This window comes from Lutispora sp. QWL-02 (assembly GCF_058315355.1).
Genome location: NZ_CM177762.1, coordinates 609,516 through 622,737 on the forward strand (window position 1 = coordinate 609,516; position 13,222 = coordinate 622,737).

The following is a 13,222-nucleotide window of genomic DNA, read 5'->3' on the forward strand; positions in this document are numbered from 1 at the left end:
TTGTATGAGTAAATCATTGGTATTAGCCGAGAAACCTTCCGTAGGGAGGGATCTGGCAAGAGTTTTGAATTGCGGTAAAAAGGGCAATGGATTTTTCGAAGGTGAAAAGTATATTGTGACCTGGGCTTTGGGCCATCTGGTGACTTTGGCGGATCCGGAGGCTTATGGAGATAAATATGCGACCTGGAGGCTGGAGGATCTGCCTATGCTTCCGAAGGAACTGAAGCTTGTGGTAATAAAGCAGACCTCGAAGCAGTATTCCACCGTCAGGGAGCAGATGAAAAGAAATGATGTATCCGATATCATCATAGCAACCGACGCAGGCCGTGAAGGCGAATTGGTCGCAAGATGGATAATAGAAAAGGCACAAATAAGGAAACCAATAAAAAGGCTATGGATTTCCTCCGTCACGGATAAGGCTATAAGGGAAGGCTTCGCCAGGCTGAGAAACGGCAGGGAATATGAAAATCTTTATGCATCGGCTGTAGCACGGGCTGAAGCGGATTGGATAGTGGGCATCAATGCCACCAGGGCGCTGACCTGCAAATTCAATGCCCAGCTTTCCTGCGGCAGGGTGCAGACCCCTACCTTAGCGATGGTGGCCAAGCGGGAGGAGGAAATAAACAGCTTTAAGCCAAGAGAGTATTATGGGATAAACGCCATAGCCAAGGGTATGAAGCTTATATGGCAGGACTCCCATACAAAGGAAACACGTATTTTTGACAAGGATAGATGCGATAAGATACTTGCTTCTCTTAAGGGCAGGGATGGAATTGTGGCTGAGGTGAACAAGGCCTATAAGAAAAGCTTTTCCCCGGCACTTTATGACCTCACCGAGCTTCAAAGGGACGGCAACAAGCTTTTCAATTTCTCTGCAAAGGAAACATTATCTATAATGCAGAGCCTATATGAAAACCATAAGCTTCTGACCTATCCCAGGACCGACTCGAGATATTTGTCTTCGGACATTGTAGATACATTGGCGGAGAGGGTAAAGGCTTGCGGTGTGGGCTCGTACTCCGCAGCAGCGGCGAAAATATTAATAAGCCCTATAAAGGGAAACAAGAGCTTTGTGGATGACGGCAAGGTTTCGGATCACCATGCCATAATACCCACTGAGCAGAAGGTCTATCTCAGCAGCTTGAACGATAGGGAAAGGAAGATATATGATCTGGTGGTCAAACGCTTTTTGGCGGTTTTATATCCTCCCTTTGAATATGAGGAAACAACCATAAAGGCCAAGATAGGGGATGAGACTTTCGCAGCCAAAGGCAAAACCGTTATAAATTACGGTTGGAAGGAAGTTTATAATAACAGCTTGGATTCCGATGAGGAAGAGGATCCCAAGGATGACTTGAGAGATCAGATACTCCCCAAGATAGAAAAGGGAGAAAAGCTCATCATCAATACTTTGGTACAAACAAAGGGGCTCACCAGGCCTCCGGCACCCTTCAACGAAGGCACACTGCTTTCAGCCATGGAAAACCCTGCAAAGTATATGGCAGGAGAGAGCAAGGATTTGATAAAGACCATAGGTGAAACCGGAGGCATCGGCACTGTTGCCACCAGGGCCGATATAATAGAAAAATTGTTCAACACCTTCCTTTTGGAGAAGAAAGGCAAGGATATATATATAACCTCAAAGGGCAGGCAGCTGCTGGATCTGGTGCCGGAGGAGCTGAGAACCCCCGCTCTGACTGCAGTGTGGGAACAAAAGCTTGGCTCCATATCAAAGGGCTCATTGAACAAGGATTTATTCCTGGATGATATGAGGAGCTATGCCAAAGCTGTGGTGAGCGAAATAAAAAACAGCCAGGAAAAGTTTAAGCATGACAATATGACCAGAACCAAATGCCCCAAATGCGGCAAGTACATGCTGGAGGTCAACGGGAAAAAGGGGAAGATGCTCATATGCCAGGACAGAGAATGCGGCCATAGAGAAGGGCTGTCTAAAATAACCAATGCCAGATGCCCCAACTGCCATAAGAAGCTGGAGCTTCACGGCGAGGGGGAAGGGCAGATATTCGTATGCAGTTGCGGCTATAGAGAGAAGCTTTCTGCTTTCAATGAAAGAAGGAAGAAAGAGGATGTCAATGTATCCAAAAGAGATGTGGCAAATTATCTGAGAAACCAGAACAAAGCTAAAGAAGAGCCGATGAATACGGCTCTCGCTGACGCTCTTGCCAAGCTGAAGCTGTAGTGGCAGACTTTGCTTGCAAATGCATCGGGGACGGCTTAAACCGTCCCCGATGCTTATTCTTGTGCATATAACCTGATTATGGGCTTACCACATCTTCCCGAAGACCGGGCTATAATTAAAGCCCCGGCTCCACATATAGGTATTGAAAGTCATTTGCTGGATGGCCATCAATGAATTATGCGCTGCCATAGTCATGGGCTTTTCTCCGGCTCCTGATTTTTCATTGCCTTTTATTGCCTGAGTTTCCGGGGTGAGATTGACGATATCGCTTCGGACTTTATCCTGTTCGCTCTTGGAACCACCGGCCAGCAATGTCCTGAGACAGATCCATAAGCCTGGACAGGTAGCGATTTGTTCCCGTTCCTTATCTGTAAAGGTTTTCCAGACACCTTCAACTTGCTTTTTGATCTCTTTTACCGAATCCGGGGAGATTTGTTCCGGCATGGCTTTGGGATTTTGCCGCAGCAGCCTGGAATAGGCGATGATCTCACTGTACGCTGTTAAGGCCATCTCGGTAAGCGGCGGATCACCGGCAATTACTTCTTTACCGCGGATTTTCAACTGATCTCGGATTATCTTTACCGCTTCATCGGAATCGGGAGATCCATCAATCCACTCTATGACGGTCTTTTCAAGTTCGCTCCGCAGTTCCTCCAAATCCTTCTGTCCCATCACCAATATGGTTTTAGCAAGCACCGGATACTGATCGTATTCGGTCAGCTCCTTTTCCGTCAGCGAGCGCCAGCCGCTTTTCAATTCATCCAGAATTGCCTGCTCCTGGCTTCCGGTAAGCGGAGCTCCCAGCGCAAACTCCAAGACGAATATGAAGCCCTTGGCATTGGCATCGATTTTGGCGGTCAAATCGAGATCATAAATGATCTCCGGGTCCTTCGATCCCGATCCATATGCAAGGGATCCTATGAGACCCTGCAACAGGGCGATGCCGCGATCACGTGAGTAACCTGCGGCCGGTGCCGTATATGAGAACCAGATAGCTTGCTGGCTATCTTTGATGACGATGCCTAAACCATTATATTGTTTTTGGTCAATTTTATCGGTAAGATCAAAGATGACCTGACTGCTGCCGGTTTTAGGATCCGTCTGCCAATTGGAAGCTTGTATGTTGGGATTGCTCTCTTTCAGCAAAGTGATAAAATCGTTGGCCATTGCGGCCGGATTCTTGTCTTTATCATATGGGATCATTGCCATCATCAGCTGCTCGTCAGTTTTTGCATTATCAATTGACACTGCCGATTTGTCCGCTGCGGCCTTCCATTCTTTGGGATAATGGAATGAGAAACTGCCATCAGCCGCTGTATATTTGGCCCATAATCCGCTTGGAGCAGTGTCGCTGAAGCCGCAGGTAAACACCATTGCCAGTATGATCATAATCGCTGCTATCTTTTTCATCAATATCCCTCCTGCATAAAATATGTCTGGGAGTACTTCCTAAAGTAAGATATATTATACAGCACTTATGCAAACAAATCCATACGCATATGAGCTATTTTTGTATACTCGAAAGCAGCAGGGACGGTTCTTTTTGATTATGATGCTCCGTTATTACTTCTTATCATATATCTTGGGGAGGCCTAGAATTTCTCTGTATTCATTTGCAGTAGCAGGGCGCCTTCCCAGGAATTCCAAGCCCTTAACAATTTCTGCCACTACTGAAGGGTTATCCTTTATAACCTCATCATCAAAGGGTCTCATCCATATAGAGTCTTCCATACCTACCCTTGCGCCTATTATCGGAGGGCCGTACATAGCGGCAAGCATTACGCCCCATATACCTGCCCGTCCTGACATGGATACCATGACCTTAGAGTCCGGATCGATTTCAAGTATTCTGTCACATGCCTGACGATAAGTGTCCATGAGGGCCCTCGGATTGGTTACGGTGCCCCAGCCCGGCTCTCCCATGCAAATGCGGAAGTAATATGGTTTTTTAACTATTCCGGTATCTATAAGCCATCTTCTTGCATTGTCTATGTCTCCCAGATCATGGCATACCATCTCCGGTTTTATGCCCACGGATTCCATTATCTCACCCATTCCTTGAGTGGCTTTGGAGGTAGAGGGTATAAATAACAGATTGCCCAGCCACACGGCTGCGCATGTCAAAGGACAGGTCTCCCAATCATCTTTGAACTCAATCAATGGTCCGCAGGTGTCAAGGAAGTCTTTTCCTCCTTCGGGACATCCGTCGATGAGCAGGTTTTCCTTTCCATACTTTGCCCTGAGGTTATCTATGACCTCATGGAAGCGCGATAATTCAAGGGTATGCATGCCGTTATCATCACGGACGTGAATGTGGCAGGCACATGCACCGATATCTATAGATTTTTCTACCTGCTGATTTATTAAAGCCTGAGTCAAAGGTTGATTTGGATTGACGGACGGCATTATATAAGCACCGCATGCTGCAATCTTCAGGGCGAAAGGCTTGGGGATATCCCACTTAGGCGAGCCGGGCTCAAAGAAGGGCCTGCTGTACATATCGCTCAGCATGAAGCCGATAGAGGGCTGAGGCCAGATGATGCATTGAGTCACATCCTTATATTCGTCCATAACTCCCTCATAATATTCATTGAGGAACTTATGAAGTCCTTTATCGCATAGCTCTTTAATATTATCGGGAGTTATCTTTCTTGTGCCTGCCTCGATTTCCTTGACCATGCTTGTTATGGCATCATTTACAGGCGTTTCTACCCCAAGCTTTTTTCCTGCGGCAGAAATATATCCGTTCCAGTAATCGATCTCGGTCTTCTTGCCCTTCTCAAGATCCTGAAGGACTGAGGATTTTATCGCATGATGATCCTTCAAAACCGCATTCAGCATAGCTGCAGTTTTCTTCAGCACAGGCTCTGATCTTGCCGTAAGCTTATCCGGTGCAGGAAATGGAGCTAATGCTTTTTCCGGGAATGGTATGTCGGCTTTCCTGGTGACATCATATGCTTCTGTGATTATCTTTATTGCAAGCCTTGTGGCATTTTCATCAGCCAGGGTATCGCCGTACAGATATCCTGAAATTGCACCCATGCCGCTCATGGATGCATTGACAAACAGCTTATACCATTTAAGCACCACCATAAAGGGTATCACCTTGACCTCAAATGCATGTCTCAGGATTTCAGCAGCTTCCAGCACCCTTTTGGACGGCTTGCCCATATATTCTCCAATTTCAAAAACACCGCCGGTAGTCTTTGTAAGGTGGCCGGGTTCCACGTTGTTTGCTCCCCAGCCTGTCATACCCGATACAATTTTGTTTTTGCCTGCCAGGGCAAAGAGTTCATCCTCAGGAATTCCATTTTGTACGCTTAGAATAAACCCATCCTCACTGAGGTACGGGAGTATGGAAGGCACTGCTTCTTTGTTGCTGGTGTTTTTCACCGCCAGTATGACCATGTCAAATTTGCATCCTGCCTCCTCCGGTTTTTTTACCACAGGTACATTAATGTACCGATCCAGTTCAAGCCCGTCAATATGAAGCCCTTTTTCGCGGACTATGCTGATGAATTCCTCATTGTGGTGAATCAGCACTACATCGATGCCTTTTTCATAGAGCAGTGCACCGGTTATTCCGCCGATTGCTCCTGCTCCAAGAACTGCAACCTTTTTAATCACTGGACTACCCCCTTTTTATTGATTTGCATATTGATTATACCAGAGCCAGGCTGCTGATATATAAGCGGCACTAAGCTCTTTATCCTCTAAAACATATTTATGTACAAACTCATCGGTATATACATAGCAAAAACAAAAAAAGCCGGGAAGTGGCTTGAGATGAATGAAAGCAAAAAGAACCATCCCCACTGCTTCTTATGATGATACCTCTAATTCTTCTTTTACTGCATGCTTTTCTGCATACAAAACGGGCATATATAACAAACTGAATGCTACTATCATGATCAACTCAAGCCAGATGATATAAAAAGGCCATGGCCCCAGCAGGTCTATCAGAGATGGAGTGTAGGGCTTATGATTTATAAACAGATAGTTTGTTTTAAATATGGAGTTTATAAAGAAAACAAATAGAGCATATATATTGGTGTTTATCAAAACTCTTTTCAATGAACCCTTGCGGACTCTCTTACCCTCTACAAGCAGAAAGTAGATTATGGTAGCTATTATAAGGCCGTGGGACAGAAATACCTGGAAAAACCTGAAGTGGGGGAAGCCGTAGATAGAGATATCAGGAGTCAGCAATGCTTGCGTGGCCCCGCCCAATCCCCAGAAAAACAGTATTTCAAACATAGATTGATTATATTTCACCAAAATGATTATGCATAAAAATATGGCTATACTGCATAAATGAAGAGAAAACAAGGATTCAAATCTTAAATCCTGATAAAAGCAATCCCATAGCCTGAACGTGATTTCTTGCAAAGGCAAGGCTGTAAGCAGAAACACTTTATAGAATTTTTGTACCCCTTCATATTTATTCGACAGGTTTGTAAATGCGGCAATAAAAAATATTGCGGTCATAAGAGCCAGTATATGGCTTGTCCCGAACAATGCAAAGGGCTTTATGACACTGGGATGCTTGCTTATGAATTCATAAAACGACATAATGATACCTCTTTCTAAAACTTTCTTCCCCCTCCGCCGTGAGACCTTCCGCTGCTGGAGCGATGGATCGTGCTTCTGCCGGAAGAGGATGAGCGCGAAGGCTTATTTACAACCGGGATTATCCTTGTAGTTACATAGCTGTTTACCGGATTATCTTCTGTTATACCCAAATTCAAATGGCTGTTATTCTTATATTCAAATATCCGGGCTTTGGGCTTGCTCTTATATCTTCTCTTTGTGCCGGATAAGAAAGCTAAGCCCGAAACTCCGGAGATGGCTGCTCCGATGATCACCTCGGCGGCGGTAAGGGTATTTTCCACCGGTTCAGGAACGTTGTATTGGCCTTCCGGAATTCCTTTATTTAAGAATATTTCAGCAGAATCCAGGAATGCAGAAGCAGCATCATAATATCTCTTATCGGAAAGCCCCTTATCAAATACATCATCCAATATGTTTTCTATTCTCTCATCCGTCAGATAGCGTATGGCACTGCCGTATGTGGATATATAGGCTTCGCTGTTGTCAAAGTCTATCAAAAAAAGTATGCCGTCTCTATCTGCCCCTATTCCATAGCCGTTATAATCGAAATAATCATCCGCATAGTCACGGGAGCTTTTTCCATCAGCATCGGAGGTGGTCACGATCACTATATCCATGTCATACTGCCGGCCCAATGAGATTGCTTTCTGCTCCAGGCTTTCTTTCTCTTCGGCTGTGAAAGCTCCTGCCATGTCAACGGCAAAGCTTTTGTCAGCAAATATTGAAGACATGAAAGCTAAAAGGAAAACAAATGTGAATATTATGGCTGATAGTCTGTATGTTGTTCTCTTTACCATAGCAGCATCCCTCCTATTATAGAAAATGCAAATATTGCTGCTGCTATCATGCCTGATGCTGCACTGAGCTTTTTGCCATCCACCGGAAGCTCGCCGAAGGATTTGCCCGTCTGGCCGTTTACGGCATAGATATATGTCCTGCCCTTATATATATAAGTGAGTATCCATGCGGGCAGAAGGGTATAATTCCAGTCCTTGATGGATATATCCATATCGGTATTTTCCATATATACTTTGTGATAGCTTCCGATGGTCTCCTGCAGCAAGTTGGAGGCATAGGCTTTTGCCCTATCTTCTATACCCGGCTTTATCTCATCCTTTTGGATATCATACTTTTCTGCAAAAAAACCGCTCAGATAGGACATGGAAAAATCAACGGCCTTTGATTCATCATAGGGAGAGATGGAATCGATGAGGGCTTTATCGATCTTTCTCATGGCTATCTCGTGAATATTATGGACATCGATGGTGCCACGCCTGTCGATTCTGAATTCCTTGTGCTCCGTATATTCGGTATTTCCGGTTCTCCAAACCCTTAAATTAACTCCCTTTCCAGAGTAATTCACATCTGCTTCTACATCGGCCATCCAGTAGGGTATATATATGCCCGTTATTTTTTCCAATTGAGAAGCGCTGTAGAAATCCTTTGGAACAAACTTTTTAGTTTCTGCCCAAGATAAGAAACGGGAGACAGCCTTATCCTTGTCATAAGCAAATGGAATGATCTTTGTCGGCTTAAACTCTCCTGTAAGCCTTTCAGTCAGCAAAACCGGGTTATGGCAATAGTAGCAGAAGGTGGCGGAGGTGGTTTCCTCAGTCACCACTTCCGCTCCGCAGCTATTGCAGATATACCCCATAAGATGCCCGTGACCGGCAGCTTTATCTTCAAAGCTCTCAGCTAATTTGTCTAATTCTTCGGCGGAAAATTCGCTCAAGCAGTATTCACATTTGGATTTCTGAATCTCCGGATCAAATTTAAGCCCGCCGCCGCAGTTTGGGCATTTAATGCTCTCAACAGCCATATTATCACTTCCTGAATTCAATATATATTAATTAAACGGATTCCCGCATTCGGGGCAGAATTTAGGCTTTTGCCCGCTGATGATATGACCGCAGTTCGTACATTTGACCTCTTGGGGCTTCTTATTTCCGCATTCTGTGCAGAACTTGCCGGTATTTATGGTGCCGCAGCCGCATTTCCATTGGTCTGCTCCAGGCTGAGCCTCTGCCGGGGCCTGCTTTGCCTGGGGCTGCCCGGCTTGCCGTGCCTGCTGCTGCATTTGCTGCATATTGGCTTGAGATGCTGCACCTATGAAGCTTCCCCCTGACTGCATACCCACTCCCATACCCATAAAGGCGGCAGCGCTTCCTGCCGGATTTGAGCCGGCTGACTCCAAGCCCCGGGCGATGGAGCCTTGGACATAACCCTCTCTAACGCTCGGGTCTCCCAGCATTGCACCTTTATTGCGCATATTGATGAGCTCCTTGGATTCATCATCATAAGAAATGCTGGCGATTCCTACTGCCTGAATCTCAAAGCCCCTCATCTTTTTCCATTCCTCATCCAATACATCAGACATATACCGGCTCAGCTCCCCGCCCTTGGATGCCACATGAGATATCCTGATACCGTCAACGGACATCTGATTCATAGAAGTCTGCAAGGCTTCTAGAAATTCTGATAAATATTGCTCATTTATATCTTGTATATCGACCATATCCTTATTTCGCGGAATGGCTTCCTGGTAAAACAGCAATGGATCAGTAATTTTTATGGAATAGGTTCCATGTGTCCTCAAAAACAGCTCTGAATTATAAAAGTTATCAAAATAGTTTAGAGGATTTTTAGTTCCAAACTTGATGCCTTTTATTTCCTGAAGGTTTATATAATATACTCTTTGGGCAGTCGGAGTAACTCCTCCATATTTTATTCGATTGAAGGATTCCTTTACTGCATCGCCTAAGCTGCCCGAGAACAGTGAAGGCAGTGATGAATTATTGACAGTATAATATCCTTCCTCTGCGGTGAAATCTACAACTTTTCCCCCATCCAAAACCATCATAAATTGATTGGGATATACATGGATGATTGAACCGTTAGAAACTGTATTATCCGTACCTTTTATATTTGAGTTGCGCCTATCATTCTTCCTTACCTTAGTTCCGTTGGCGAACACAGTTGTATCACTCATATTATCAGGCTCTATAACCTCTAACCATTGGTCTGCCAGTGAGCCTCCCATGGCACTTGCCACAGCTCTGATTATTCCCATTTGAAACCCTCCTTTAAAACCCTTGAATTGCATTTTACTCAATTAATTATATGCTTTTTATAACTACTTAGCCAATGTAGTTTTGCTTCAAGTATAACATAGCAAAGCCGCATATTAGCAATATGAGCTTTTAATTTAACATATTCTTAATAATTTTAAAAAGATGTTACAGAATATATCGGGGAATGATATATTAAAGATATGATATAACGTTATACGATATATTGACAAATGATATAACTTTATTTGATATAGAAAGTAAAGACAATAATTTGGGGGAGAGCTATAGTTTTGGATGAAATCAAGCGATTAGAAGAATTGCTTGATAACGGTAAGAGAATTATTGGGAAATATGCCAGAGCATCCCGCAAGCAAGGCTATTATACAAATGCATATATCTCAATCTTCAGTTGGATAATAGTGTTCCTTTTAATACCGTTACTTCTTTCATAATATAAGAAGGATTCGTAAAATGAAAAAGAAAAGGTCTGACTGCGGTTGAATATCCAAGTCAGACCTAAGCAGCTCTTAGCCCTGGAAAGCCGCTGCAATTTCATCTTCACCTTCTATTCGGGCCGCTACATTCTGAATTCTGCCGTCTTTGATGCTGACCAAGCAAGGGTACGAGGAGACGCCAAGTCTGTTAGCTATACCTCCAGACTTATATATATCAACCTTTGTTACTCTGATTTTGCCTTTATTGCTTTCTTCAAATCTTTCAATAATAGGCAATAATTCTCTGCATTTAGGATCTATTGCATTCCATATATATACAATGCCTGGAATATCAGACTGCATAATCTGATTGTGGAATAGTTCGCTTTCAGCAAGGTACTTTTCAACTGCATATCCTGCAACGGCACCGTCCCCTACTGCTGTAGCTACCTGCTTGAGGAATTTGTCTCTTACATCCCCCACTGCAAAAACACCTTCAATATTTGTTTCCATCTTTTCATTGGTTATCAGGTAGCCGCCTCTGTTCATATCCAACATGCCCTTGAATATTTCAGTATTAGGCAGATAGCCTATGAAAAGAAAGCAGGAATCTACTTCAACGGGTATCAGCTCATCTGTTTTTAGATTTTTGAGTATAACCTTCTGCAATCTTTCTTCTCCTACAAACTCACTTACTGTAGTATTCCATATGAATTCCATTTTAGGATTTGAAAGAGCCTGATTCCTGGCAATTTCATTGCAATCCATCTTGCCTGTATCGTGAAGCACTGATACTATTACCTTTTTTGCAAACTTAGTAAGGAACATTCCTTCTTCTATAGCTGCATCACCGCTTCCGATGACCATAACAACCTTATCTGTATTTGCAGCGGCATCACAAGTAGCACAGAAGGAAATACCCTTATCATAAAGGAAGTTTTCTTCGCCTTTGGCACCGGTCAGCCTTGGCTTTCCTCCGGTAGCTACTACAACAGCTTTTGCTTCATATATATTTCTAAAGGTTTCAACTATTTTTGTTTCACCATGGAGTTTTACAGATTTTACATCCGTCAGCTTGAATTTCACACCGAATTTTTTAGCCTGCTTATGGAACAAGTCCATAAGGCCTAAGCCGGTTTCACCTTCAGGAAAACCGGGGTAGTTTTCTATTTCGTTGGTATATGTGGCAAGACCACCTACCAGAGATTTCTCTATAAGGAGAGTGTTAAGCCTTGCTCTTCCGCAATATATGGCTGCGGTTAAGCCGGCGGCACCTCCTCCGATAATGACAACGTCATACTTTTCGACTTTTTTTTCCATTAAATTATACACCGCCCCGTTACATAAAATATTTTACAAGGAGCTTGCTTCCTACCATTGCTCCCAGGAACAGGAATAGAGCAAATACCCAACCCGAGAGGGATAAGGAAGCTATTCCGCTGAATAATGCACCTATATTGCAGCCAAAGGCAATACGGGCACCATACCCCATCATGAGACCGCCAAGGATGGCAGCCAAGATTTGCCTTCTAGTCTTTATTTTCTTGAACTTAAACTGTGAAGCCATTAAAGTGGCAAGCAGTGCTCCAAATATTATACCAAAATTTCTGATTGAACCGGGATCTCTTAATAAGCCTGCCTCTAAGGTGGCCTGAGCTCCTTTGCTGCTGAAGTAATACCACTTATCCACATTGCCGCCTACCAATCTGTATAACCATGCACCCCAATTGGCAAAAGCTCCGGACACACCCCAGGGATCATCTGTTGTAGCCAGTGTAACGATTTGGAACAGTGATAGAAGTATAGCACCGACAACATAAGACCAGGCATTTTTAAACCAAGTTTGATAGAATTTATTATTCTTGATATCCAAGGTTTCACCTCCAATGGGTTATTTCAATGGGTTAACTAACTTTTTCTATAATAACTTCCCACTCACCGTCATCTACTTCTTCTATTTCAACATTGTGACCTTCTTTTCTTGCCCACTCGGGAACATTCTTCATGGCGCAGCTGTGGTCAATCTGAACGATAAGCACATCGCCTGCTGATAATTTTTTCATAGCATTTTCAGTTTTGATTAGTGGCACAGGACAAGCCTCACCTAAGCAATCTAACATAACTTCTTTCATGAATAATTCCTCCTTAAATTTCGCACAATTTATTAAATAGAGATAAAATTAATGCTGCGACTGATTATCTTCACTAAATTTCCTGTTTTCCCATTTATCAGCTAGTATATATAAAACAGCGATAAAGAGAAGTTGAATCACGACAGCGCCGATCCATCCGAATATATCGGGAAGGAAAACCTTTGGACCTTTTAACATGAAGTTCAGTTTCCACCACCCGAAATCATGGGCTCCCCAAAGAGAACCTATTACGAAGAAAAACAGTGACAATATCTGCATGCCGAAGCCTTCGCCTACACGCATTAACGTGCCGGAAGCGCATCCACCGGCTATTACCATTCCTATGCCGAATATAAAAGCTCCAAAAACTGTTGCGAAGCTTATTGGTACAATATAACCTTGGCCGGGAACCGGAAGACCTTTAACGAAAGCCCCATATTTAATGGCAGCAAAACCGATTGTAGTAACAGCAAAGGCTATCAATACTGCCCGCGTAACGCTTGTACTGCCTGTCAAATAGGGGTCGCGCATGGATGCAGTGAAACAAAACCTTGACTTTTGAAGAATAAATCCAAAGCATAACCCGGTAATCCAGAACAAACCTAATTTAGGCGAAAGGGTTGATAGATAAATACCAAACACAATCAGTAAAGCGAAAAGACCAATACCAAAGGGCAACTGGCTTTTTTTAGGCTTTCTGCTGGTTCCTGTTCTGGTTCTGGAGGATGTTCTGATTGAAGCATTGGTTTCAGGCATATTTTCACACTCCTTTTC

At 43.7% G+C, this 13,222-nt stretch carries 11 protein-coding genes; 1 reads left to right on the forward strand and 10 read right to left on the reverse strand.

Translation table 11 applies throughout. From position 1 onward, the window contains the following. The first annotated feature begins 4 nt into the window (after window positions 1-4). Window positions 5-2,200 (forward strand): DNA topoisomerase III, encoded by a 2,196-nt coding sequence (locus AC4HCY_RS02635; protein ID WP_323433352.1) that lies wholly within the window; start codon window positions 5-7, stop codon window positions 2,198-2,200. Window positions 2,201-2,284: 84 nt separating this feature from the next. Here AC4HCY_RS02635 and AC4HCY_RS02640 read toward each other — a convergent pair whose 3' ends face one another. From AC4HCY_RS02640 to AC4HCY_RS02685, 10 genes are all read right to left on the reverse strand, one after another. Then, window positions 2,285-3,610: a hypothetical protein gene (locus tag AC4HCY_RS02640; RefSeq protein ID WP_323433351.1), complete on the reverse strand. Its 1,326-nt coding sequence runs from the start codon at window positions 3,608-3,610 to the stop codon at window positions 2,285-2,287. A 153-nt stretch (window positions 3,611-3,763) separates the two neighbouring features. After that, window positions 3,764-5,827: a 2-dehydropantoate 2-reductase gene (locus AC4HCY_RS02645; protein WP_323433350.1), complete on the reverse strand. Its 2,064-nt coding sequence runs from the start codon at window positions 5,825-5,827 to the stop codon at window positions 3,764-3,766. 195 nt (window positions 5,828-6,022) lie between these two features. Then, a complete protein-coding gene (locus tag AC4HCY_RS02650; RefSeq protein ID WP_323433349.1) occupies window positions 6,023-6,772 on the reverse strand; it encodes a YwaF family protein in 750 nt (249 codons plus the stop codon). Between the two features lie 14 nt (window positions 6,773-6,786). Beyond that, entirely contained in the window at window positions 6,787-7,608 is an 822-nt protein-coding gene (locus AC4HCY_RS02655; protein WP_323433348.1) for a TPM domain-containing protein, read from the reverse strand. After that, the gene (locus tag AC4HCY_RS02660; protein ID WP_323433347.1) at window positions 7,602-8,630 is read right to left on the reverse strand and encodes a TFIIB-type zinc ribbon-containing protein; all 1,029 of its coding nucleotides are present in this window, start codon (window positions 8,628-8,630) and stop codon (window positions 7,602-7,604) included. Before AC4HCY_RS02660 ends, AC4HCY_RS02655 begins: the two co-directional genes overlap by 7 nt. Before the next feature lie 27 nt (window positions 8,631-8,657). After that, a complete protein-coding gene (locus AC4HCY_RS02665; protein ID WP_491095337.1) occupies window positions 8,658-9,881 on the reverse strand; it encodes an SPFH domain-containing protein in 1,224 nt (407 codons plus the stop codon). A 528-nt stretch (window positions 9,882-10,409) separates the two neighbouring features. Continuing rightward, on the reverse strand, window positions 10,410-11,636 hold the full coding sequence (locus tag AC4HCY_RS02670) for an FAD-dependent oxidoreductase (RefSeq protein WP_491095338.1): 1,227 nt from the start codon (window positions 11,634-11,636) through the stop codon (window positions 10,410-10,412). A gap of 19 nt (window positions 11,637-11,655) precedes the next feature. After that, window positions 11,656-12,189 (reverse strand): YeeE/YedE thiosulfate transporter family protein, encoded by a 534-nt coding sequence (locus tag AC4HCY_RS02675; protein ID WP_323432358.1) that lies wholly within the window; start codon window positions 12,187-12,189, stop codon window positions 11,656-11,658. 31 nt (window positions 12,190-12,220) lie between these two features. Then, complete coding sequence (locus tag AC4HCY_RS02680; protein WP_323432359.1) at window positions 12,221-12,448, reverse strand: sulfurtransferase TusA family protein; 228 nt, start codon at window positions 12,446-12,448, stop codon at window positions 12,221-12,223. Window positions 12,449-12,496: 48 nt separating this feature from the next. Next, window positions 12,497-13,204, reverse strand: a complete 708-nt coding sequence (locus tag AC4HCY_RS02685) for a YeeE/YedE thiosulfate transporter family protein (RefSeq protein WP_491095339.1) — start codon at window positions 13,202-13,204, stop codon at window positions 12,497-12,499. Window positions 13,205-13,222 lie beyond the last annotated feature (18 nt).

What these genes read in the sequence shown, in the direction of transcription:
- AC4HCY_RS02640 (WP_323433351.1), bottom strand. Translation starts at nt 3,610, where the DNA reads ATGAAAAAGATAGCAGCGATTATGATCATACTGGCAATGGTGTTTACC.
- AC4HCY_RS02635 (WP_323433352.1), top strand. Translation starts at nt 5, where the DNA reads ATGAGTAAATCATTGGTATTAGCCGAGAAACCTTCCGTAGGGAGGGAT.
- AC4HCY_RS02685 (WP_491095339.1), bottom strand. Translation starts at nt 13,204, where the DNA reads ATGCCTGAAACCAATGCTTCAATCAGAACATCCTCCAGAACCAGAACA.
- AC4HCY_RS02665 (WP_491095337.1), bottom strand. Translation starts at nt 9,881, where the DNA reads ATGGGAATAATCAGAGCTGTGGCAAGTGCCATGGGAGGCTCACTGGCA.
- AC4HCY_RS02680 (WP_323432359.1), bottom strand. Translation starts at nt 12,448, where the DNA reads ATGAAAGAAGTTATGTTAGATTGCTTAGGTGAGGCTTGTCCTGTGCCA.
- AC4HCY_RS02670 (WP_491095338.1), bottom strand. Translation starts at nt 11,636, where the DNA reads ATGGAAAAAAAAGTCGAAAAGTATGACGTTGTCATTATCGGAGGAGGT.
- AC4HCY_RS02660 (WP_323433347.1), bottom strand. Translation starts at nt 8,630, where the DNA reads ATGGCTGTTGAGAGCATTAAATGCCCAAACTGCGGCGGCGGGCTTAAA.
- AC4HCY_RS02655 (WP_323433348.1), bottom strand. Translation starts at nt 7,608, where the DNA reads ATGGTAAAGAGAACAACATACAGACTATCAGCCATAATATTCACATTT.
- AC4HCY_RS02650 (WP_323433349.1), bottom strand. Translation starts at nt 6,772, where the DNA reads ATGTCGTTTTATGAATTCATAAGCAAGCATCCCAGTGTCATAAAGCCC.